Below are 21,662 nucleotides of genomic sequence, written 5' to 3'. Positions count from 1 at the left end.
ATGGCGATTCGGTAGGTGGTGGCCACGCCTCGCGATCCCTCTCGGGCCACTGCGAGATAGCCGAGCGACACGCCGGAACTCAGCCAGCGGCTAGCCTTCGACCGGTCGATACCGGTCGCATCCTCTATCCGGTCGAGCGAGGGCCGTATTTCCTCACCCCAAGTTCCCCAACGAGTGCCAACGGCTATAAGGAAGCGAGTGAAGTTGGGCCACGCATCCTTGCGGGTGAGTCTATGCGCTTTGAGTAGGTCACCCTCGGGAGCCTCGACGGTAGCCAGGGCGAATACCCATTCACCATGTCGGGCCTTAGCTGCGTCGGAACGATTAGCCGGAGTCTGCGCCACCTGTCGTCACGCGTGCCTTTCATGTCGCTTCGCTATCACAAAAAGAGCCCCGAGACTCAAGGGCTCTCGGGGCTCTGTCTTAAACACCCCGCGCGTCAGACGGGCATGATGCGGAAACCTTCCTTGCGCAGCCCCTCAAGCAGATCCGTGCTGAAGCTTCGGGCAGCGGCTGAAGTGTGACGGTAAGGCGAGTCATCCAGTTCGCCGGGGTGCACAATCGTCCTCATGTAGAAGTCGCACAGGACGCCGTACATATCGGCGTAGTCGTCCCCGTTCTCATACCCGTATTGCTCGGCCTCGCTCTGAACGGAGTCCTTAATCAGCTTGCGGAACGCAGCTCCCTGCACATTCTCTCCTGGCTCGCGTTTGGTCGGTGAGTCAGTTCTATGTCGGCAGGGGTGGCGGAATCCATGTTGATCTTCAGTGATGAGGGGCACGCGTTGAAACGCCTCTTTTACTCGCTCCCGCTGAAGCGGCTCTATATCGGAAACCATGGCGGAATCAAGGTTGGTCTTCGGAGCGAGCACGCCACACAGGCGGAGCCTGCACCTCGGCCAGGGCATGCCTGTCCGCCAGGGCGCCGGTAGGCGGCCAGAAGCTCACCAGGCACGGCCGAGAGGCCGTGTGCCTAGGCTGTCCTGGGCAAGCGGCTTCAGCCGCTGCCGCTGCTCTGACGGGGCGGTCACGGCCCGTGCTACGCTCCGCACCGCCGAACGGCCTCCGGAGCCGTGTGCGCAGGTTCGAATCCTGCCGGGGGCACAGAAGCCGGACCAGCGTGAAACACCCGCTGACCTGCGGAAGTGCCAGACTTCAAGAGCCGGACCCAGTCCCACTGGGTCCGGCTCTTTGTCGTTCCCCATCACTGATCGCGTGCGAGTGAAGCGTGAGGCAACAGCCGTCAGTCTTCGCGTTCGCCTGGGATGAGGGCGAACGAGTGTGAGCCCGTCATCTCATGACAGCGGAGCCTGCTTTCGCAGGACGGGAAGCCTCTGCAGGAATTCCAAGAGCGGCCGTGAGCCCGCGACCCACTCCCTCAGCGTCCCGTGTCCATCAGAGGCAGCCTCTGGGACTTGACCAGCGGCGCGAATCCCGAGGTGAAACGTCCGTTCGTCGCCAGGACCACAACGTCTCCGCCGTGCAGCTGGCGCCCAGTGCCGTTGAGAATGTGCAGTCCGGGGGGGTACCGACGGGTGAGCCCGAGGCCCGTTCTTGTGGTGCTTGCGTTGGATCACCCAACGGCGTCCTAGCGGATCGATGGCTCTCACATCGACGCCGTTGTCATCGGCACCCGACCTGCTCGGCATCCATGCAACCGTCCCGGCGCATGAGCCCCGTATCGCGTACTCGAAATCCCTATGGTGGCGCCTGTCGAGTTGGCAGCGCGACCGCCGATGTCCCAGACGTCTCACGCGTGAGCCGGACAAAGAGCCGACCCGCAAGGAGGATGAGAGGTAGGATTAGTGGCATGAGCGACCCTACCGGCAAGTATTCGATCACCATGCCGCGTGACATTGCCGAAGCCGCCAAGGCCCGCAGCGGCCCGTCCGGCCTGTCCGCCTACGTGGCTGCGGCCGTCGCCCGCCAGATCGAGCGGGACAACCTGAACGAACTCATCCAGGTCGCCGAGGCCGAGCACGGCCCCGTCACGGACGAGGAGATCCAGTCTCTCCGTGACCAACTCCACCAGGCGCGCCACGAGCAGACACACGGCGGAGCGAACGCCGCGTGACCCGCTCCCCCGCCGCCCCCGGCGGCACCCTCGTCCTCGACAGCGAAGGGCTGGCCAAAGCTGTCCTGCGCGACCGAACTGTGACCGGCTGGCTCGCCCTTGCCCGCGCCGATGACCTGCGCGTGGTCACCTCGGCGGCCACGCTGGTGGAAGTGATCCACCCCCGGATCAACCGCCCGGCCCTGGAATGGACACTCTCCCGCCTCGTCGTGGAACCGGTCACCGAGTCGATCGCCCGGCACGCCGCCGCGCTCCTCGCCGACGCGAGTCTCCATGGCCACAAGTACGCCATCGACGCCATACTCAGCGCCACGGCGCTGGCCGCTCCTGGCCCCGTCACGGTCCTGACTTCCGACCCCGAGGACCTCGCTGCGCTGTGCGGTGGACGCGTTACGGTCATCAAGGTCTGACCGCAGCCGCCGAGGGGCTGCCACCGAGCTCTTCCAGCGCCGCCAATCCAGAGTGAGCGCGGGCCGCAGCACTCGACGGCAATCGTTTTCGAGTTGCACTGAGCGTTGCGAAAGATGCGCCATGACTTTCCACTAGTGCCGGCAGCGCGGAGAGCGCCAGCAGGGCGAGCAGTGGCAGGCCTATCAGTACGACGGACAGTATGGTGCCGACCGTCGCCCCGACGGTGATCGCCACCAGCGCCGCCAGGCCGACCGGCGCGCTGCTGAGCAGGTAACCGGCCGACCGCCAGGGCCAGGACGTCAGCAGGTAGCGGGGCCGGGCCAGGGCCTGCCACACGTTGATGGGGCGCATGGCCTCACCGTAGAGCCGCGGCCGGGCCATACCCATCCCCCCAGGTGGAGGTGAGGGGTATGGCCTGCCCTACCCGTGGTCTGTCAGGCGGTGAGGGTGGCCGGGTCGCTCACGCCGGGTGCGCCGGTTTCCACGTGGCCGGCGAAGCGGCGCAGGAAGGTGGTGTTCGTGTCGGAGACCACGGACACGTCGTACCAGCGCTTGGTGGCGCGCAGGTCCACCGTGTGCGTCACCGTGGTGCCCGCGCGCACCGTGAAGGTCTGCGGCTGGCCGCCGTAGGCGTTGCTGACGGTGAGGTGGGCGGTCGTGGTGCCCGGGTTGGTCAGCGTCAGGTCGAGGTTCCCGGTGGTCGCGTTGTGGCGGGCCGTCGCCTCGGGGCACGCGGTCTTGGCGGGGCTGCGGAAGGTGCGCAGGAAGCCGTTCGGGCCGTGGACCGTGAGGTCGTGCGTGCCCTTGGAGTACGCCGAGTTCCAGGTGTCGGAGATCTTCTTGCCCGCCTCGGCGGTGTACGTCCACGGGGCGTCGGTACGGTTCGCCGACGTGACGTAGAACTGCGCCCCGGCCGCCGTGCCCGGGCTGAAGGTGAGGGCGATCCGGCCGTCGGCCGTGTTGACGGCGCCGTCGACGTAGGGCGCGTACGGCAGTGCGCGGGCCGGGCGCGCGCCGGGTTCCTGCCTGGGCATGCTGCCGACGGCGGGCGGTGTGGGCCGGTAGTCGGGGTGGCGCTCGTGGTCCGGCGGCTCGTACGCGGCGGTGTCGGGCAGTTCGGCGGGCCGCGCGTCGGGGGTGGCGAAGTCGAAGGCCGAGGTGAGGTCGCCGCAGATGGCGCGGCGCCACGGGGAGATGTTGGGCTCGTTCACGCCGAAGCGGCGTTCCATGAAGCGGATGATCGAGGTGTGGTCGAAGACCTCGGAGCAGACGTAACCGCCCGTGCTCCAGGGGGAGACGACGAGCATCGGGACGCGCGGGCCGAGGCCGTAGTTGCCCGCCGCGTACGAGGAGCCGCCCGCGTACTGCTCGGCGGAGGTGTCGACGGTGGACTTGCCCTGCGCGGCTGAGGCCGGCGGGTACGGCGGCACGATGTGGTCGAAGAAGCCGTCGTTCTCGTCGTACGTGATGAACAGGGCCGTCCTGCTCCACACCTCGGGGTCGGACGTCAGCGCGTCCAGCACCTGCGCGATGTACCAGGCGCCGTAGTTCGACGGGAAGTTGGAGTGCTCGGTGAAGGCCTCGGGGGCGGCGATCCAGGAGATCTGCGGCAGCCTGCCCGCCTGCACGTCGGCCTTGAGGTCGTCGAAGTAGCCGTCGCCGTTCTTGACGCTCGTGCCGGTGCGGGCCTTGTCGTACAGCGGGTCGCCGGGCTTGGCGTTGCGGTACTGGTTGAAGTAGAGGAGGGAGTTGTCGCCGTAGTTGCCCCGGTAGGCGTCGTTTATCCAGCCCCAGTGGCCGGCGGCGTCCAGGCCGTCACCCGTGTCCTGGTAGATCTTCCATGACACCCCGGCCTTCTCCAGCCGCTCGGGGTACGTCGTCCAGCCGTAGCCCGCCTCCTCGTTGCCGAGGACGGGGCCGCCGCCGGTGCCGTCGTTGCCGGTGTAACCCGTCCACATGTAGTAGCGGTTGGGGTCGGTGGCTCCGATGAACGAGCAGTGGTAGGCGTCGCACACCGTGAACTTGTCGGCGAGGGCGTAGTGGAAGGGGATGTCCTCCCGCGTCAGGTACGCCATCGTCGTCGGCGTCTTGGCGGGCACCCACTGGTCGTACTTGCCCTTGTTGATCGCCTTGTGGCCGCCGGCCCAGTCGTGGTTGAGGCCCTGGAGGAACTGCATGCCGAGATCGTCGGCGGTCGGGTGGAACGGCAGCGTCACCTTCTTGTTGCCGTCCGCCTGGTGCCAGACCGGCTTGCCGCTGGGCAGCGTCACCGGGCGCGGGTCTCCGAAGCCGCGTACGCCCTTCATCGCGCCGAAGTAGTGGTCGAAGGAACGGTTCTCCTGCATCAGTACGACGATGTGGTCGACGTCCTGGATCGTGCCGGCCACGCGGTTGGCGGGGATGGCGGCGGCACGGTCGATGCTGCTCGACAGGGCGGCGAAGCCCGCGGTCGCGCCGGCGATCTGGAGGAAGCGGCGCCTATTGAGTTCTGGCATGGGTGTGGGGCCTCTTGGGGGTGAGGAGTCAGAAGCGAACAGAATGTTCCAAGAGGACCGGGTGGAAAGGAAGGGGTAGGGAAGGGGTGGTGGCGTCACCGTAAAAAATCGCGGTACACGTCTCCAACACGGCCAACACGGGTGCCGGGCAAGGCCGGGCGTCAGATGTCAGGGTCAGGCGTCAGGCGTCAGGCCGAGGTGCGCTTCCTCGGCGCCGCCTTCTTGGCGGTGCTCTTCTTCGCCGCGGCCAGCTGCGACTCCTTCTGCCCGGCGGACTGCTTCTGAGACGCCGAGGCCGTCTTTTTCGCCGTCGTCTTCTTCGCCGTGGCCGCCTTCTTCGCCGCCGGCTTCTTCTTCGCGTCCGCGGAGGACGCCGCCGCCTTGCGCTTCTCCGTGCCCCTCTCCTTGCCCCGCGCCATCTGCGTGACCTCGGCGACCTCCTCGCCCTCCTCCTCGCCGCGCGACTCCTTCGCCGCCCGCACGCTCTTCTCCAGCGCCGCCATCAGGTCGATCACCTGGCCACCGCCGGCCGCCGGCGGGGACTCCGCGGGAAGCTCGCCACCGGAGGCCTTGGCGGCGATCATCTCCTCGACCGCCTCGCGGTAGTCGTCGTGGAGCGATTCGAGGTCTACGTCGCCCAGGGTGTTCATCAGGGCGTCCGCGAGGTCGAGTTCGGCGTCGCGCACCGTCACGTTCGTCTCCGGTGCGACGCCCTCGGGCTCCCGTACCTCGTCGGGCCAGAGCAGACCGTGCATCACGATCGCGTCGTCCACGACGCGCAGCATGCCGAGCCGCTCGCGGCCGCGCAGCGCGAACTTGGCGACGGCGACCTTGTCGCTGCGCTTGAGTGCCTCGCGCAGCAGGACGTACGGCTTGGCGGCGGGCACACCGCTCGCGGACAGGTAGTACGCCGAGTCCATCTGGAGGGGGTCGATCCGGTCCGCCGGCACGAAGGCGACGATCTCGATCGTCTTGGCCGTGGGCAGCGGGAGTGCGGCCAGGTCGTCGTCCGTGATCGGCATGATCCCGCCGCCCGGCTCCTCGTACCCCTTGCCGATCTCGGACGCCGGGATCTCCTCGCCGTCGAGCTCGCAGACCTTCCGGTAGCGGATCCGGCCGCCGTCGGCGGTGTGAATCTGGCGGAACGAGATCGAGTGGTGCTCGGTGGCGTTGACCAGCTTGATCGGGATGCTGACCAGGCCGAAGGAGATGGCGCCGTTCCAGATCGATCGCACGTTTCGCCCCTTCAGGAAGCATTTGTTAATAAATACGTGGGATTCTCATCGTATGTCGCCTATCACAGAGGTGGAGGGGCGGCGCCTGGCGCTCAGCAATCTGGACAAGGTCCTCTATCCCGCCACCGGGACCACCAAGGGCGAGGTGCTGCACTACTACGCCGTCACCGCGGATGCGTTCCTCCCGCATCTGCGCGACCGGCCCATCTCGTTCCTGCGCTATCCGGACGGCCCCGACGGGCAGCTGTTCTTCACCAAGAATCCGCCGCAGGGTACGCCCGACTGGGTGCGGACCGTGGAGGTGTCGCGCACCGAGGGCCAGCGGGCGCGGCAGGTGATCATCCAGGACCTGCCGACGCTGATGTGGGCGGCGAACCTCGTGGTGGAGTTCCATACGCCGCAGTGGCTCGCCCCGGAGCCCGGCGTCGCCGACCGGCTGGTCCTCGACCTCGACCCCGGTGCGCCGGCGAACGTCGCGGAGTGCTGCGAGGTCGCGCTGTGGCTGCGGGAGCGGCTCGCGGCGGACGGCATCGAGGCGTACGCGAAGACCTCCGGCTCCAAGGGGCTGCATCTGCTGGCCGCGCTGGAGCCGACGCCGTCCGAGGAGGTCTCGGCGTACGCGAAAGGGCTCGCGCTGGAGGCGCAGGAAGCGCTCGGGGAGCTGGTCGTGCACCGGATGACGCGGGCGCTGCGGCCGGGGAAGGTCTTTGTCGACTTCAGCCAGAACGCCGCCGCGAAGACGACCGCGGCGCCGTACACCCTCCGGGCGAAGGTCGAGCCGACCGTGTCTGCGCCGGTGACCTGGGACGAGGTGGAGGAGGGGCGGGCGGACCCGGCGCGGCTCGTCTTCCGGGCGGCGGACATCGGCGTACGGCTGGAGCGGTACGGCGACCTGCTCGGCCCGCTGGTCGATCCGGGCCGGGCCCGGCCGCTGCCGAAGGGGTGAGCGCGGTGGTCACGGTCGTGCCGCCGGTCGAGGTCATGCGGCCCCGCGGGGCCGCGGAGATCCCGGCGGCGGACGGGCTGGCGGGCGGCGTGCAGTACAGCATCAAGCTGGACGGGTTCCGGTGCGTGGCGTTCGCGCGGGGCGGCCGGGATGCGGGACCGGGCTCGGGCTCGGCCGTTCTCCAGTCCCGCTCCGGGCGGAACATGGCGCTCGACTTCCCGGACGTCGCGGCGGCGATCGGCGCGCTGCCGGCCGGACTCGTACTGGACGGGGAGGTGTGCGCGTGGGTGGACGGGGCGTTCTCCTTCGCGCAGCTGATGCGGCCGCACGCGGCGCGGGTGGCGGACGGCGTCGTGGTCGCGTACGTCGCCTTCGACGTACTGGCCGTGCCGGGGCGCGACGTACGCGAACTGCCGCTGGCGCAGCGGTGGGAGCTGCTCACCGCCGCGCTGGAGGAGGCGGGTCCGCAGGTGCAGCGGGTGCTGGCGACGACCGACCGTGAGCAAGCGCTGATCTGGTACGAGGCGCTGGTGGGCCAGGGGGTGGAGGGGCTGGTGTGCAAGGGCTTGGCGTCGCGCTACCGGTCGCGGGACGCCAAGTCCTGGGTGAAGGTGCGGCATTCGGACACGCGTGACGCGGCTGTCGTCGGCTACACGGGCCCCGTGGCGCACCCGCGGGCGCTGGTGCTCGTACTTCCGGGCGACGCGGACCCCCTGCTGTCGAGCCCGCTGACACCGGCGGTGCGGGCGCAGGCGCGGGAGGCGCTCGCGGGGGTGCCGGACGAGGGTGAGGAGCGGATCGTCGCGATCGGGCTCGGTGATGTGCCGTACCGGCGGGTGGGGGCGGGTCTGCTGGCGGAGGTACGGCAGAACGTCGGCCGCCACGGGACCTCGGCGGTCCAGCGGCTGCGCTACGGGGACCGCTGAGCGGCCCCGCACCCACGGGACGGGGCCGGCCAGTACCGCCGGTACGATTCCCAGTCCCGTCATGCCTCATCACCGCCCCACGCCCACGGGAGCGGTACTGGAGCAGCGGGGGGCATTGCCCCTTCCCGGTCCGGTTGGTGCAGACTCGACAACAGGGCACGTCATGGCACGTCACGGCACGGAGGGGACCACCGAATGATCATCTTTGGCAGCAAGAGCTACCTCTACCAACTGGCCATGCTCACGCTGGTGTGCGGGCGCTGCGGCAATCCCGCCGCGCACACGCTCAGGAAGCGCGTAGCCAAGTTCACGCTGTTCTTCGTTCCGCTGTTCCCGTTCTCCACGAAGTACACGACTCAGTGCACCTTCTGCGGCGCCGAGCAGCAGCTGAGCAAGGAGCAGGCGGAGCATCTGGAGGCGACGCAGGCGCAGGGCGGCGGCGGTCAGGCGTACGCGCAGCCGCCCCAGCAGGACCAGCCCGGGCGGAATCCGTATCAGCGCTGAGCCGAGCCGGCCGCGAAGTAGAAAAGCCACTTTCCTGCACATATGGTCTACGGGACGACTCGCACGACCTCGGCCCCGCTGAGAGGGAAGCCTTGAGCGCGCACCGCCCCGCCCGCGCGGCACTGCTGCTCCTCGCCGCCGCAGTACTGTCGGTGCTGTCCGGCTGCGCCGACGCGGGCAGGCTGGAGAGCGCCGGGCCCACACCCACCGCCATCGGTCCCACCCGGCTGTGGCCCGAGCGGCAGCCCGCCTCGATCCCTCCACTGGACTACGGCGAGGGCGAGACGGAGACGGTTCGCGGCATCAAGGTGCCGGGCGACGACGTACGCGAAGTGAACCCGGTGGACGTCGTCCGGGCCGAGCAGGCCGCGCATCCGGACGCCCTCAGCGGGCCCGACGGGATGTACGAGGAGACCGTCCGGCAGCTCCGGGACTGCGGCACGAAACCGAAGGCGTGTCCCGTACTCAAGGCGTACCACCGCGACCTCACCGGCGACGGCAGCGCCGAACTGATCATCGGCGTCTCCATGCCCAAGGGCCAGCTCTCGGTCCGCTGCTACCTGGCCGAGAAGGGCCGGCTGACCCGCATCATGGGCACCAGCGACGCCGTGATCGGGGTCTCGCTGGCGGGCCGCGACCTCATCATCCGGGCGCCGTCGAACCTGCCGGGATACGAGTACCGGACGGCCTGGTCCTGGGACGACCACCAGCACGCCATGCTCCCCACCCACGACGAAATCCTCCGGGTGGACAAGGAGAGCGGCGAGACGCTGCCCTCCCACTCACACACCACCACCCCCACAGCCCCCACCACGCCCGGCGGCCGCCCATGAGACCCCGCCTGCCCGCCTGGACCGCGCGCCTCACCTGGAAGGCCGCGGCCTTCATCACCGTGATGTGCTGCGCGCTCGCGGCGCTCCTCGGCGCGCTCGTGCACGTCTCCGTAACGCACCAGACGCTGAACCAGGCCCGCGAGAAGGCGCTCACCAGGCTGGAGGAGGCGACTCGGGCGTACGAGGCCGGCGACCCACTGCCGCCGGACACCGGCATCGACCCTGAGGGGCTGCCCTCCTCACTGCGCGACCTCGCCCTGTCCGGCCGGCACGGCACGGTCGTCAGCGAGCACGACGGCCGCCCGACCATGTGGGCGGCGGCCCCGGCCGACCGGCGCGCCATGGCCGCCGAGATCGACTACAGCCAGGGCGTCAGTACGATCACGGGCCTGGACCGCGCCATCGTCGGCTCGTCCCTCCTCGCCATCTCCGCGACGCTGCTCGTCGGCGTCTTCGCCGTCACCCGCGTGACCCGCCGCCTGCACCAGACCGCCGGGGTGGCGCGCCGGATCAGTGCGGGCGACCTCGACGCCCGCGTCAACGACCCGCGTACGAAGGATCCTTCGCGCCCCCAGGACGAGGTGGCCACGGTCGCCGGCGCCCTGGACACGATGGCCTCCACCCTCCAGGGCAAGCTCCAGAGCGAGCAGCGCTTCACCGCCGACGTGGCCCACGAGCTGCGCACCCCGCTGACCGGCCTGCACGCGGCGGCGGAGCTGTTGCCGCCCGGCCGGCCGACGCAGCTCGTCCAGGACCGGGTGCGGGCGCTGCGGCTGCTGACCGAGGACCTGCTGGAGATCTCCCGGCTCGACGCGCGCAGCGAACAGATCAGCCCGGACGTGCACCGGATCGGACCGGTCGCCGAGCGGGTGGCGGGCGCGGCGCGCGGGACGGGGGCGCCGACGCAGGTGCGGGTCGTACGGGACACGTCCGTGGAGACCGACCGGCGGCGGCTGGAGCGGGTGCTGGGCAATCTGATCAGCAACGCCCACCAGCACGGCCGCGAGCCGGTCGTACTGACCGTGGACGGCCCCGTGGTGACAGTTCGCGATCACGGCGAGGGCTTTCCCCCGTACCTCGTGGAGCACGGTCCGCAGCGCTTCAGGACCGAGCCGCGCGCGGGCGCCAAGGGGCACGGGCTGGGCCTGACGATCGCCGTGGGCCAGGCGGAGGCCATCGGCGCGGAACTGACCTTCACGAACGCGCCGGACGGCGGGGCGGTCGCGACGCTGAATCTTCCCGAAATCCCCGACGAGGAAACTCCCGGCGGGATGGGCGGCAACCAGCACGCACAGTGACATATTGCGATCAGAGAGTGCCGAAATTAGTGTGAACCGGGCGAGTCGAGGACCGGTTCATTACGGACCGGAGTCCCCCGCCGTCCTTCGCCACGGCGAAGGCCTCTCACCCCGTCAGGAGCCAACATGCCCCTGCTCCCCCGGTCTCCGCTCTCCAGGCTCGGCCTGTACGTCGCCACAGGCGCCGTCGCCGCCCTCACCGCCGCGGGCCCCGCGTCCGCCGCGGCGGACCCAGAGAACCCCCCGGCCTCCCCGGCCGAGAGCTCCCACTCGTACAAGGGGCGCGTCATAGCCAAGTCCGGGCTGCTGCTGCGCGACAAGCCCACCCGCGCCAGCCGCGTCATCGGCAAGAAGCACTACGGCGCGATCGTCCACATCTTCTGCAAGACCCGCGGCGGCAACGTGCACGGGAACGACCGCTGGTACCTGCTCACCGACGGCACCTGGGCCTGGGGCTCCGCGCACTACATCGCGAACATCGGCGCCGCCCCGCGCTGGTGCTGACGCCCCGCCAGAGCGCACGTCGGAGCACATCGCAGGCACCCCGCTCACGCCCGAGGAGTCCGGCCCACGCCAGGCGGAACCCGTCGGGCGTGAGCAGACATATACGGTGATACAGCCTGCCCGCTTGCTACGTTGCCTGACATGACCGCAACGACGGTGGACGATCCCCCGCCCGACGTACGCCTCCCCAAGCGGCGCGGCGTCGAACTCTCGCTCCTCGTCGGCGCCGTCCTGACCGCCGTGTACGGCTACATCGACGTGGGCCTCACCAAGAACGGCGCCGTACCTCCGGACGCCGCCGGCTACGGCGCGGGCCTCGGCGTGCTCGCGCTTCTCGCCCACCTCGCCGTCCGCTTCCGCGCCCCGTACGCCGACCCGCTGCTGCTGCCCATCGCGGTCCTCCTCAACGGCCTCGGCCTGGTGTTCATCTACCGCCTCGACCTCGAAACCCCCAAGGACCAGGCGGCCCCCACCCAGCTCGTCTGGTCCACGCTCGGCGTCGCCCTCTTCATCGGCGTCGTGATCCTGCTCCGCGACCACCGGATCCTCCAGCGGTACGCCTACCTCTCGGTCGCCGCCGCCCTGGTCCTGATGACCGTGCCGATCTTCTTCCCCGCCATCAACGGCGCGAAGATCTGGATCCGCGTCGGCGGCTTCTCCTTCCAGCCCGGCGAGTTCGCGAAGATCCTGCTCGCCGTCTTCTTCGCCGCCTACCTCGCGGCGAACCGCAACGCCCTCGCCTACACCGGCCGCAAGATCTGGAAGCTCCAACTCCCCACCGGCCGCGTGCTCGGCCCGATCGTCGCGATCTGGCTGCTCAGCGTCGGCGTACTCGTCCTGGAGCGCGACCTCGGCACCTCGCTGCTCTTCTTCGGACTCTTCGTGATCCTGCTGTACGTCGCGACGGGCCGCACCGGCTGGATCGCCGTCGGCCTGCTCCTCGCCGCGGTCGGCGCCTTCGTCGTCGGCTCGCTCGAACCGCACGTCCACAGCCGCGTCCAGGACTGGCTGCACCCCTTCGCCTCCATCGAAACCGGCCAGGGCCCCGGCCAGCTCGCCCAGTCGCTCTTCGCGTTCGCGGCCGGCGGCATGCTCGGCGCGGGTCTGGGGGCGGGCGAGTCCATCCTCATCGGCTTCGCGACCAAGTCCGACTTCATCCTGGCGACGGCGGGCGAGGAGCTCGGCATGACCGGACTGACGGCCATCTTCCTGCTGTACGCCCTGCTCGTCGCCCGCGGCTACCGGGCCGGCCTCGCGCTGCGCGACCCGTTCGGTCGGCTGCTCGCGATCGGCCTCGCCTCGATCCTCGCCCTCCAGGTGTTCGTCATCGCGGGCGGCGTGACGGGGCTGATCCCGCTGACCGGCATGGCGATGCCGTTCCTCGCACAGGGCGGCTCGTCCGTCGTCACCAACTGGATCATCGTGGCGCTGCTGATCCGCGTCAGCGACTCGGCCCGCAGGCCGGAGCCCGAGCACGTCGACACCGGCGTCATCGCGACCGTCGTGGAGGACGACCAGTGATCCGCTACATCCGCCGCGCGGCCGGGTTCTGCCTGCTGCTGCTCGTCGCGCTGCTGCTGAACGCCGCCCGTATCCAGGTCTTCCAGGCGGAATCACTCGACGACAATCCCGCCAACCGCCGTAAGACCATCGGCCGTTACGAGCAGCCGCGCGGCAACATCATGGTCGACGGGAAGCCGGTCACCGGGTCCAGGGACAGCGGTGAGCAGCTGCGGTACGAAAGAACGTACGCGCACGGCCCGTTGTACGCGCCCGTCACCGGCTACGCCTCCCAGACGTACGGCACGACCTTCATCGAGAACGCCGAGGACGACATCCTCTCCGGCACCGACTCGATGCTCGCCCCGCTCCCCCTGTGGAACGAGATCACCCGCTCGCGCCAGCCGGGCGGCAACGCCGTCACCACCATCAAGGGCGCGGTCCAGCGGGCGGCGTACACCGGGCTCGGCGGCCGTAAGGGCGCCGTCGCGGCGATCGAGCCGTCGACGGGGAAGATCCTGGCGCTGGTCAGCAGCCCGTCGTACGACCCCGAGGAGATCGCCGGGACCGGGAAGCGGGTCACGGACGCGTGGGCCCGGCTGAACGGCTCGCCGCGTCAGCCGATGCTCAACCGGGCCATCCGGCAGACGTATCCGCCGGGCTCGACGTTCAAGATCGTGACGGCGGCGGCGGCGCTCGACACCGAGGTGGTGACGGACATCGACGCGCCGACGAAGACGCCGGAGCCGTACGTCCTGCCCGGCACCAGCACCACACTCCCCAACGAGGCGAGGGGCTGCCGCAACGCGTCGCTGGAGCACGCGATCCGGGTCTCGTGCAACACGGTGATGGCGGAGCTCGGCGTGCGGATCGGGCCGGCCGGAATGCTCGACACGGTGGAGAAGTTCGGCTTCAACGACGACGGGCTGAAGATCCCGTCCGGGGTGTCCAGGAGCAACTTCGACACCGACATGACCACCGACCAGCTCGCGCTCTCCTCCATCGGCCAGTACGACACGAGGGCGACGCCCCTCCAGATGGCGATGGTCGCGGCGGCGGTCGCCAACGGTGGCGAGCTCAAGTCCCCGTACCTGGTGGACAGGACGACGGACTCGGAGGGCGACACCGTCTCGCGGTACAGCCCGAAGTCCCTGCACCAGGCGATGAACCCGTCCACGGCCACCCGGCTCCAGCAGATGATGGTCGACGTCGTGGAGAACGGGACGGGCACGAACGCCGCCATCCCCGGGGTCAGGGTCGGGGGCAAGACGGGCACGGCGCAGCACGGCATCGACAACACGGGTACGCCGTACGCCTGGTTCATCTCCTGGGCGCAGGAGCACGGCGACGGCCAGCCGGCGGTCGCGGTGGCGGTCGTCGTGGAGGACGCGTCGGCGGACCGCGCCGACATCAGCGGCGGGGGCAGCGCGGCGCCGATCGCGCGGGCGGTGATGCGGGCGGCGCTGGACGACTGACCGGGTGATCGTCCCGGTCCGCGAAACGCCCCGGAGCGGGCCGGTGGTTCGCCTCGAGAAGGCGCTCCTGCGCCTGCGCGAACACGGCCCGACGCCGGAGGCCTTCACGTTGCGTACGTCGTTCCCGGCCCCCGGCGGCGCATCGGCGTGATCAGCCGATCGGCTGCCGCAGGGGTGACGATGCCGACCGAAGCTCTTGTGTTCTCGTCGGCCCAGGCGCACACCGAAGGCCCCCAAGGCCCCCGGCCCCCCGTACGTACGCGTCTCAGCGACGCCCGCCAGTCGCCGGGCGCCGGCTCCCACTGACGGCGGTCAGATCGACGGCGAGCGGGAACGGAACAGCCACCTTCAGTTGGTTGTGGTGAATCCCGGTGACGGCGTACGAGTGCGTAGCGGGGTCGAGTTCGTAGACGTACACGACGGGCAGGCCGTCGCTCTTCTCCACCCGCCAGAAGTGCGGGATGCGCGCTCCGGCGTACTTGCGGGGCTTGATCTCCCGGTCCCGCTCCACGGAGTCATCGGAGACGATCTCGACGGCCAGGAGGATGTCGCTCGGGTCGTACCAGGTCTGATCGGGGCTGGTAATGGCGCTTCGGGGCACCACCATCAGATCGGGCTCCGGTCGGTCCCGCTTCCCCAGCTTGGTGGTCATCTCGCGGATGACGCTGAGGTCCTCCGGTGCGTGATCCAGCAAGGCGTTCTCCAGCAGGCGCAGCGTGGCCATGTGGAAGTAGGTCTGCGGACTCATGAAGAACAGTCCCCCGTCGATCAGCTCGGTGTGCGGCGGGAGACCCGGGATCCGGTCAAGGTCGTCCGCAGTCCACCCACCGGCGGGGGGCATCGGGTAGGCGTACTGCTCTTCCCGCTCGTTTTCGGCCGCGGCACTCATCAGCGCTCCCATGCGACGGAGTATTGCTGGAACAGCCAGCCTACCCAGCCGGAACGCAGGACGGCCCCTCTTGCGAGTGGGTCACGGTCGCGCCGTTGACGAAGGGCGCAGGCGGGCGTCATGCTCCGCCCACCCGATCAGGCCGCGCCCTCCGCGATCGCCTTCTCGATCTCCGCCACCCGTGCCGCGTCCTCCGCCTCGAAGCGTTGCCTGTCGAGTGCTTCCGCGATTTCCTCGTCCTGGGTCATGAGGAGGTCCAGGTTGGAGTCGCCCATCTCGAAGACGCCCATGTCCAGGTATGCCTTCTGGAGGCGTGGGCCCCACAGGCCGATGTCCTTGACGCAGGGCACGATGCGGCTGAAGAGGAGCTTGCGGAAGAGGTGCAGGAATTCGGACTGCTCCGTGTACTCCTCCGCCTCCTTCTTCGATACGCCGAAGTTCTCCAGCACCTCGACGCCGCGCAGCCGGTCGCGCATCAGGTAGCAGCCCTCGATGACGAACTCCTCGCGCTCACGCAGTTCCGCGTCGGACAGCTGCTTGTAGTAGTCGCGCAGCGCCATCCGGCCGAAGGCCACGTGCCTGGCCTCGTCCTGCATGACGTACGCGAGGATCTGCTTCGGCAGCGGTTTGTCGGTGGTGTCGCGGATCATGCCGAACGCGGCAAGGGCGAGGCCCTCGATGAGGACCTGCATGCCGAGGTACGGCATGTCCCAGCGGGAGTCGCGGAGGGTGTCGCCCAGCAGGCCCTGGAGGCTGTCGTTGACCGGGTAGAGCATCCCGACCTTCTCGTGCAGGAAGCGGCTGTAGATCTCCGCGTGCCGGGCCTCGTCCATGGTCTGGGTGGCGGAGTACAGCTTCGCGTCGAGGTCGGGGACCGACTCGACGATGCGGGCCGCGCACACCATCGCGCCCTGCTCGCCGTGCAGGAACTGGCTGAACTGCCAGGAGGAGTAGTGCCGGCGCAGGTCGCCCTTGTCCTTCTCGGTCATCTTCGCCCAGTGGCGGGTGCCGTAGAGGTTGAGCGCCTCGTCGGGGGTGCCGAGCGGGTCGTACGGGTCGACCTCGATGTCCCAGTCGATGCGGGTCGCACCGTCCCACTGCTTGTCCTTGCCCTTCTGGTAGAGCGCGAGGAGGCGGGCGCGCCCTTCGTCGTACTCCCAGCTGAAGCGCGCGGCGCCGGAGGCCGGCACCTGCCAGAGGGGGTCCGACGGGGCATTTATGTAGAGCTCGTGCGTCGACACTGACGCCTCCTTGCCGCATATCCCTTGAGACATTGGACAGTTGGCAGACTCACACGTTGATAGACGACGGGTCAACAAGTCGTGCGCAAGGGATTGACTGCCTTGCTGACAAGCAGTCTCATAAGACCTGAACACAGCTGTGACCCCCGGTAACCCAGCCCGTGAGGTGCCCCCCGCCATGACGACAGTGACCGAACGCGACGTACTCAGGGACGCACTCGGCCTCCTCAAGGACCGTGAGCAGGTCGCCGAGCGCCTGTTGGAGTCGTCCGCCAAGCACTCCTTCGACCCTGAGACGGAACTCGACTGGGCCGCCCCCGTCGAGGAAGGCAAGTGGTTCTGGCCGCCCGAGCTCGTATCGCTCTACGACACTCCGCTCTGGCGGAAGATGTCCGAGGAGCAGCGCATGGACCTGGCCAGGCACGAGGCCGCGTCGCTCGCGTCCCTCGGCATCTGGTTCGAGATCATCCTGATGCAGCTGCTGGTCAGGCACATCTACGACAAGTCCGTGACCAGCAACCACGTGCGCTACGCGCTCACCGAGATAGCCGACGAGTGCCGGCACTCGATGATGTTCGCCAAGATGATCCAGAAGGGCGGCGCGCCCTCGTACCCGGTGCCGCGGCTCTACCACAACCTCGCCCGCGTCCTGAAGACCGTCTCGACCACGCCCGGGTCCTTCGCGGCCACACTCCTCGGTGAGGAGATCCTCGACTGGATGCAGCGGCTGACGTTCCCGGACGAGCGCGTCCAGACCCTCGTGCGCGGCGTGACCCGCATCCACGTGGTCGAGGAGGCACGCCATGTCCGGTACGCCCGCGAGGAGCTGCGCCGCCAGATGGTGACCGCGCCCGCCTGGGAGCGTGAGCTGACCCGGGTGAGCTGCGGCGAGGCGGCCCGCGTCTTCTCGACGTGCTTCGTCAACCCGAAGGTGTACGAGAACGTCGGCCTCGACCGCCGCGAGGCCGTCGCCCAGGTCAAGGCGAGCGGCCACCGCACGGAGGTCATGCAGAACGGCGCGAAGCGGCTCACCGACTTCCTGGACGACATCGGTGTACTCCAGGGCGTCGGTCGCAGGCTCTGGAAGAGCTCGGGACTCCTCGCGTAAACGGTCAAATGTGGGGCTACGCTGCCGACATGACCCCGGCAGCGACGACACCCGCGTACCGCAGACTCAGCGTCGAGGAGCGTCGCAGGCAGCTCCTCGGCGCCGCGCTGTCCCTCTTCGCGCACCGGGCGCCCGAGGACGTCTCGCTGGACGACGTGGCGGAGGCGGCGGGGGTGTCACGGCCACTCGTGTACCGCTACTTCCCGGGCGGCAAGCAGCAGTTGTACGAGGCCGCGCTCGGCTCCGCCGCCGACGAGCTGAAGCTGTGCTTCGCCGAACCGCAGACGGGTCCGGTCACCCGGCGGCTCACCCGCGCCCTCGACCGCTACCTCACGTTCGTCGACCAGCACGACGCGGGGTTCAGCGCACTGCTCCAGGGCGGCAGCGTCGCCGAGACCTCCCGTACGACCGCGACCGTCGACGGGGTGCGGCGGGCCGCGGCCGAGCAGATCCTGACGCACCTCGGCGTCGCGGGGACGGCCGGGCCGCGGCTGCGGATGATGGTCCGCACCTGGATCACGGCCGTCGAGGCGGCCTCCCTCATCTGGCTGGACGAGGACAAGCAGCCGCCGGCCGGCGAGCTGCGGGACTGGCTGGTCGACCACTTCATCGCGCTGCTGACCGTGACCGCGGCGACGGACCCGCAGACAGCGGTCGTGACGCGCGCGGCGCTGGCGACGGAGACGGCGGACGGCCCGGCGGGGGTGCTGGCGCGGCGGGTGATCCCGGTGATCGCGGAAGCGGCGCACCTCCTGTGACCTCCGGCCCTGCGAGACTGGCGGGGTGAGAAGCGAGAACACGCCCTTCGTGGGCGGCCCCCTGGACGGGCGGGTGCTGCCGGTCCTCGTCGGGCCGACCGGACACCCGCCGAAGTGGTACGAGGTGCCCGTGCCGGACGACGACGGCGGGCCGCCGACCGTGCACGCGTACCTGCGCGTTCCCGCCGGGTACAGCAAGCGGCTGGGGCTCCAGCGCGGCTGGAAGTACGAGTACGCGCCCGGCGGCCGCGAGCGCCACCGGCCCAGGTGGCCCTGGTCGAAACCGGACACCACCCCATAAGATCGGCGGTTGTGCCGGACGTGGCCGCCGCGACCGAAGGAGCGGCCCCGGCACGGTGACCACGGTGATCACAGGGGGTGCGCCTTGGAGGCGCTGCGTCAGGACGATCCACGCCGAATCGGGCCGTACGCCCTGCTGTTGCGCCTGCGCGAGACGGCGAGCGCCGTGCAGTACCTGGCGCACGGACCCGACGGTACGACGGCCGTGGTCGCGGTGGCCCGGCCGGAACTGGCCGGCCTGCCCGCGTTCCGCCGCCGCTTCCAGACCGAGGCGCAGACGGCCGAACGGCTGGCCGGCGGCTGGGTGCAGACCCCGCTCGCGTCCCGCACCGACGGCCCCGACCTGTGGACGGCGACCGACTACGTACCCGCGCTGAACCTCGCCGAGGCCGTCGCACTGGCCGGGCCGCTGCCTGAGCCGACCGTACGCGTCCTGGGCGCCGCGCTCGCCGAGACCCTGTCCCGGGTGCACGCCACCGGCGCCGTACTCCACGGCCTCGCGGCCGACACCGTGCTGCTGGCCGCCGACGGCCCGCGACTGACGGCGTTCGGTGCGCTGGGCGCCGCGGCGGCCGCCGAAGCGGGCCCGGGTGGCCAGTTGTCCGTACGTCTCGGCTACCTGACCCCGGAGCAGCTGGCGGGGCGGGAGCCCGGCCCCGCGTCCGACCTCTTCGTCCTCGGCCTGCTCCTGGCGTACGCCGCCACCGGTGCGACCCCGTGGGCGGCGGGCCCGCAGGCCGACGCCGCCGACCGTATCGCGCACGCGGAGCCGGAACTCGCGGCGGTACCGGCCGAATTGCGCACGCTGATCGCCCGCTGCCTGGCCAAGTCCCCGGCCGACCGCCCGGCCCCCGGCACCCTGGCAGCGGAACTGGCCCTGGAGGGCGCGGCGGCTCTGGCCCGCCCCGGCTGGCTGCCGGGCGACCTGGTAGCGGCGCTGGCGGACCAGGCGGCGAGCGCGGGGGCGGGGGCGGGGGCGCAGAGCCCTGTTCCCCTGGTCGCCCCTTCCCCCAACCGGAGCTCCGCCCCGGACCCCGGTCCTCAAACGCCGGACGGGCTGCAAGAGCCCACTGCTCCAGCAGCACGTCACGCCCACGGGGCAACCGCCCCCGAGGCGACTGATCAAGCGCGCCCGGCGCGCATCAGCCCACCGGCGAACGGCGACAACCCGGCAACCGCCAGAGAAAACCAAGCCCGCCCGGCGCTCGTCGAGCCACCCACGACCGGTGACCATCCAGTACCTGCCGAGGGAAATCAAGCCCGTCCGGCGATTGAGGACACGCCCGAAGGGCGTCCGGGGGGCTGGGGGCCTGCCCCCGGTTACGGGAAGGGGCGGGTAGGGGAAAGCCCCGCAGGGCCCACCGGTGCCGCAGACGTCGAAGGCGGGCTGACGCGGCGTCTCGTGACACGGCGCGGGGCCGATGACCCCACCGAAGACCTCAGCGGCGTAACCCGGCGTCTCGTGACGCGGCGCGGGGCGGGCCTCCCGGCGGAAGGGCCACCGCCTGGGCAGGCCGCCGGGCAGCCGGTCGGGCAACCGGTCGGGGAGGCTCAGAGCGCCGGAGGCGCGGGGGCACTCGTGCCCGCACCGCCTCCCCTGTCGCACCCCGCCGCCGCACTTACCCTCCCGCCGGCCACCGGCCCCACCGGCCCCACCGGCCCCACCGGCCCCGCCCAGCCCCCTCGGCCCGCGCCAATGCCGCCCGCCGGCCCCTCCCCCCACCGTGTCGGCGAACAGCTCAGCAGGCGTGGCCTCTTCACCGGGATCGCGGCGGGAGCCGCGGGCCTGCTGGTCGGTGGCGGCGGAGTGCTCGCCCTCTCCGGCGGCGACGACGAGGCGCCCCCGCCCCGGACGGACGACGCCAAGCCCGCCGCCCGCCGCAAGCCACTGCCAGGCGTCGCCCCCGACCCGCTCTGGCACTACCAGCACCCCGTAGCCCTCGCGGCCGACGGCCCACCCGCCCGCCTCTGGCGCGACCAGGTGCTCCTGATCCCCGGCGAGGAACTGACGACCGCGCTGGACGCGCGTACCGGCCGCCGGCTGTGGGAGCAGAAGGCCGCCGGTACGACGTACGGCCCCGAGGCCGCCGACAGCACTCACTGCTTCGTCGTCACCTCCACCGACTTCCTCTGGCTGTCCGCGAAGGACGGGCTGGTCAGGCACCGTGCGGCGTACGCGCCCCTCCTGACGAAGGGCCGGAAGGACACCCGGGCCACGCTGGGCGGGAGGGTGGCGGCGGACGGCCCCGTCGTCTGGTTCGCCGGGAGGGTCGAGACGCTGGGCGGGAAGAAGGACAAGGTGACGCGTACGCGAACCTACCTCTTCGCGTACGACATGGCCGCACGCACGGAGCTGTGGCGGACCGAGATGCCGAACGGCCGCCCCGGCCCCGTCCCCCGCTACGAGGCGGTCGGTATCCGCCCCGGCAGCCTGCTCATCCGCCAGGACACCGGCTCCCTCACCGCGGAGCAGAAGAAGAAGGCGAAGGGCAAGTCGGCGTTCATCCTCATCGACCGCAGGACCGGCAAGACACTGTGGCGCAAGTTCTTCCCCGGCGTACGCCCCGACGCGGGGGTCACGGACGACCCCTCCGGCCGGCTCTACGCGGCGGTGGACGGAAACCTCCAGGCGTACGACACCCGCAGCGGCAAGAAGCTCTGGCAGCTCAAGGACGCCTCGGGCCCCGCCGGCGACGCCCCCTTCGGCTTCGGCCCCGGCGTCGTACGCGACAAGACGCTGTACGTCCCCAGCGGCCACGACGAGGTGTACGCCGTCGAAACGGCATCCGGCGCCCAGCAGTGGAAGCGCGCCACCGAGTACCCCGGCGGGTCCACCCCCCGGGTCTCCCTCAGCGGCAGCGGCCGTACCGTCTTCGCACTCGACGCGACGCAGGCCACCGCGATCGGCGCGCGCGACGGGCAGCGGCTGTGGAAGTTCCAGGACTCCGGCGTCACGGCGCCGGGCGCGAAGGACGAGGACGAGACCGTCGGCGCCTCGTACCGGGCACTGACATCAGGCAGCAGGGCCGTGCTGTGGCGAGGCCGCAATTTCTACGCGCTGCCGCTCGGCTGAGGGCAAGCGGGCAAGCGGGCAAGGGTTGTACTGAAACGCGTTTCGATTGCATGCCTCTGGGATTGCACAGGCGTCACAATCGTCACGGCGGGC

Annotated in this window: 20 protein-coding genes and 1 pseudogene; 15 read left to right on the top strand and 6 right to left on the bottom strand. The window is 70.3% G+C overall.

The features are described 5' to 3' along the window. Positions 1–439: 439 nt before the first annotated feature. Positions 440–871: a hypothetical protein gene (locus J7E91_RS04450; RefSeq protein WP_214899274.1), complete on the bottom strand. Its 432-nt coding sequence runs from the start codon at positions 869–871 to the stop codon at positions 440–442. Between the two features lie 938 nt (positions 872–1,809). On the opposite strand from J7E91_RS04450, the gene J7E91_RS04445 reads away from it, so the two are divergent. Both J7E91_RS04445 and J7E91_RS04440 read left to right on the top strand, forming a co-directional pair. Then, on the top strand, positions 1,810–2,073 hold the full coding sequence (locus J7E91_RS04445) for a CopG family transcriptional regulator (RefSeq protein ID WP_214899273.1): 264 nt from the start codon (positions 1,810–1,812) through the stop codon (positions 2,071–2,073). Continuing rightward, complete coding sequence (locus J7E91_RS04440; protein ID WP_214899272.1) at positions 2,070–2,483, top strand: PIN domain-containing protein; 414 nt, start codon at positions 2,070–2,072, stop codon at positions 2,481–2,483. Before J7E91_RS04445 ends, J7E91_RS04440 begins: the two co-directional genes overlap by 4 nt. Here the strand turns inward: J7E91_RS04440 and J7E91_RS04435 are convergent. The 3 genes from J7E91_RS04435 to J7E91_RS04425 all read right to left on the bottom strand — a co-directional run bounded on the left by J7E91_RS04435 (position 2,473) and on the right by J7E91_RS04425 (position 6,214). Then, entirely contained in the window at positions 2,473–2,835 is a 363-nt protein-coding gene (locus J7E91_RS04435; protein ID WP_214899271.1) for a sensor domain-containing protein, read from the bottom strand. The genes J7E91_RS04440 and J7E91_RS04435 overlap by 11 nt on opposite strands. An 83-nt stretch (positions 2,836–2,918) precedes the next feature. Continuing rightward, positions 2,919–4,979, bottom strand: coding sequence for a phosphocholine-specific phospholipase C (locus J7E91_RS04430; protein WP_214899270.1), 2,061 nt, complete (start codon positions 4,977–4,979; stop codon positions 2,919–2,921). A gap of 188 nt (positions 4,980–5,167) precedes the next feature. Further along, positions 5,168–6,214, bottom strand: coding sequence for a Ku protein (locus tag J7E91_RS04425; protein WP_214899269.1), 1,047 nt, complete (start codon positions 6,212–6,214; stop codon positions 5,168–5,170). A 52-nt stretch (positions 6,215–6,266) separates the two neighbouring features. On the opposite strand from J7E91_RS04425, the gene ligD reads away from it, so the two are divergent. From ligD to J7E91_RS04380, 9 genes and pseudogenes are all read left to right on the top strand, one after another. Next, positions 6,267–7,160: a non-homologous end-joining DNA ligase gene (gene ligD / locus J7E91_RS04420; RefSeq protein WP_214899268.1), complete on the top strand. Its 894-nt coding sequence runs from the start codon at positions 6,267–6,269 to the stop codon at positions 7,158–7,160. Then, a complete protein-coding gene (locus J7E91_RS04415) occupies positions 7,157–8,086 on the top strand; it encodes a DNA ligase (protein ID WP_308376025.1) in 930 nt (309 codons plus the stop codon). The genes ligD and J7E91_RS04415 overlap by 4 nt, the downstream gene beginning before the upstream one ends. A gap of 195 nt (positions 8,087–8,281) precedes the next feature. Next, positions 8,282–8,590, top strand: coding sequence for a zinc-ribbon domain-containing protein (locus J7E91_RS04410; protein WP_214899266.1), 309 nt, complete (start codon positions 8,282–8,284; stop codon positions 8,588–8,590). 92 nt (positions 8,591–8,682) lie between these two features. Next, positions 8,683–9,423, top strand: coding sequence for a hypothetical protein (locus J7E91_RS04405; protein ID WP_214899265.1), 741 nt, complete (start codon positions 8,683–8,685; stop codon positions 9,421–9,423). Further along, positions 9,420–10,721, top strand: coding sequence for a HAMP domain-containing sensor histidine kinase (locus tag J7E91_RS04400; protein ID WP_214899264.1), 1,302 nt, complete (start codon positions 9,420–9,422; stop codon positions 10,719–10,721). Before J7E91_RS04405 ends, J7E91_RS04400 begins: the two co-directional genes overlap by 4 nt. A gap of 126 nt (positions 10,722–10,847) precedes the next feature. Then, positions 10,848–11,225, top strand: coding sequence for an SH3 domain-containing protein (locus J7E91_RS04395; RefSeq protein ID WP_214899263.1), 378 nt, complete (start codon positions 10,848–10,850; stop codon positions 11,223–11,225). A gap of 141 nt (positions 11,226–11,366) precedes the next feature. Continuing rightward, positions 11,367–12,746 (top strand): FtsW/RodA/SpoVE family cell cycle protein, encoded by a 1,380-nt coding sequence (locus J7E91_RS04390; RefSeq protein WP_214899262.1) that lies wholly within the window; start codon positions 11,367–11,369, stop codon positions 12,744–12,746. Further along, positions 12,743–14,200: a penicillin-binding transpeptidase domain-containing protein gene (locus J7E91_RS04385; protein ID WP_214899261.1), complete on the top strand. Its 1,458-nt coding sequence runs from the start codon at positions 12,743–12,745 to the stop codon at positions 14,198–14,200. The genes J7E91_RS04390 and J7E91_RS04385 overlap by 4 nt, the downstream gene beginning before the upstream one ends. A gap of 55 nt (positions 14,201–14,255) precedes the next feature. After that, a pseudogene (locus tag J7E91_RS04380) lies at positions 14,256–14,351 on the top strand (DUF3291 domain-containing protein); the annotation flags it as partial. A gap of 114 nt (positions 14,352–14,465) precedes the next feature. On the opposite strand, the gene J7E91_RS04375 reads toward J7E91_RS04380, so the two are convergent. After that, on the bottom strand, positions 14,466–15,089 hold the full coding sequence (locus J7E91_RS04375) for a Uma2 family endonuclease (protein ID WP_214899260.1): 624 nt from the start codon (positions 15,087–15,089) through the stop codon (positions 14,466–14,468). 137 nt (positions 15,090–15,226) lie between these two features. Further along, positions 15,227–16,330 carry a ferritin-like domain-containing protein gene (locus J7E91_RS04370; protein ID WP_214899258.1) on the bottom strand — a complete coding sequence of 368 codons (1,104 nt, stop codon included), beginning with the start codon at positions 16,328–16,330 and terminating at the stop codon, positions 15,227–15,229. Between the two features lie 178 nt (positions 16,331–16,508). Here J7E91_RS04370 and J7E91_RS04365 point away from each other — a divergent pair, with 178 nt between their 5' ends. The 4 genes from J7E91_RS04365 to J7E91_RS04350 all read left to right on the top strand — a co-directional run bounded on the left by J7E91_RS04365 (position 16,509) and on the right by J7E91_RS04350 (position 21,569). Next, entirely contained in the window at positions 16,509–17,438 is a 930-nt protein-coding gene (locus tag J7E91_RS04365) for a diiron oxygenase (RefSeq protein ID WP_214899256.1), read from the top strand. Between the two features lie 29 nt (positions 17,439–17,467). After that, positions 17,468–18,196, top strand: coding sequence for a TetR/AcrR family transcriptional regulator (locus J7E91_RS04360; RefSeq protein WP_214899254.1), 729 nt, complete (start codon positions 17,468–17,470; stop codon positions 18,194–18,196). A 25-nt stretch (positions 18,197–18,221) separates the two neighbouring features. After that, complete coding sequence (locus tag J7E91_RS04355; protein WP_214899253.1) at positions 18,222–18,497, top strand: hypothetical protein; 276 nt, start codon at positions 18,222–18,224, stop codon at positions 18,495–18,497. 84 nt (positions 18,498–18,581) lie between these two features. Next, on the top strand, positions 18,582–21,569 hold the full coding sequence (locus J7E91_RS04350; protein WP_214899252.1) for a PQQ-binding-like beta-propeller repeat protein: 2,988 nt from the start codon (positions 18,582–18,584) through the stop codon (positions 21,567–21,569). Positions 21,570–21,662 lie beyond the last annotated feature (93 nt).

The organism is Streptomyces sp. ISL-99 (assembly GCF_018614005.1).
In the GTDB taxonomy this organism is placed as follows: domain Bacteria; phylum Actinomycetota; class Actinomycetes; order Streptomycetales; family Streptomycetaceae; genus Streptomyces; species Streptomyces flavidovirens.
Note: the sequence above shows the minus strand (reverse complement) of the source record. Positions and strands in the feature narration are given on the sequence as shown.

Excerpts from the sequence above, each read along its gene's own strand:
- J7E91_RS04445 (WP_214899273.1), top strand. The coding sequence starts at position 1,810 with ATGAGCGACCCTACCGGCAAGTATTCGATCACCATGCCGCGTGACATT.
- J7E91_RS04375 (WP_214899260.1), bottom strand. The coding sequence starts at position 15,089 with ATGAGTGCCGCGGCCGAAAACGAGCGGGAAGAGCAGTACGCCTACCCG.
- J7E91_RS04430 (WP_214899270.1), bottom strand. The coding sequence starts at position 4,979 with ATGCCAGAACTCAATAGGCGCCGCTTCCTCCAGATCGCCGGCGCGACC.
- ligD (WP_214899268.1), top strand. The coding sequence starts at position 6,267 with ATGTCGCCTATCACAGAGGTGGAGGGGCGGCGCCTGGCGCTCAGCAAT.
- J7E91_RS04400 (WP_214899264.1), top strand. The coding sequence starts at position 9,420 with ATGAGACCCCGCCTGCCCGCCTGGACCGCGCGCCTCACCTGGAAGGCC.
- J7E91_RS04390 (WP_214899262.1), top strand. The coding sequence starts at position 11,367 with ATGACCGCAACGACGGTGGACGATCCCCCGCCCGACGTACGCCTCCCC.
- J7E91_RS04435 (WP_214899271.1), bottom strand. The coding sequence starts at position 2,835 with ATGCGCCCCATCAACGTGTGGCAGGCCCTGGCCCGGCCCCGCTACCTG.
- J7E91_RS04365 (WP_214899256.1), top strand. The coding sequence starts at position 16,509 with ATGACGACAGTGACCGAACGCGACGTACTCAGGGACGCACTCGGCCTC.
- J7E91_RS04410 (WP_214899266.1), top strand. The coding sequence starts at position 8,282 with ATGATCATCTTTGGCAGCAAGAGCTACCTCTACCAACTGGCCATGCTC.
- J7E91_RS04360 (WP_214899254.1), top strand. The coding sequence starts at position 17,468 with ATGACCCCGGCAGCGACGACACCCGCGTACCGCAGACTCAGCGTCGAG.
- J7E91_RS04395 (WP_214899263.1), top strand. The coding sequence starts at position 10,848 with ATGCCCCTGCTCCCCCGGTCTCCGCTCTCCAGGCTCGGCCTGTACGTC.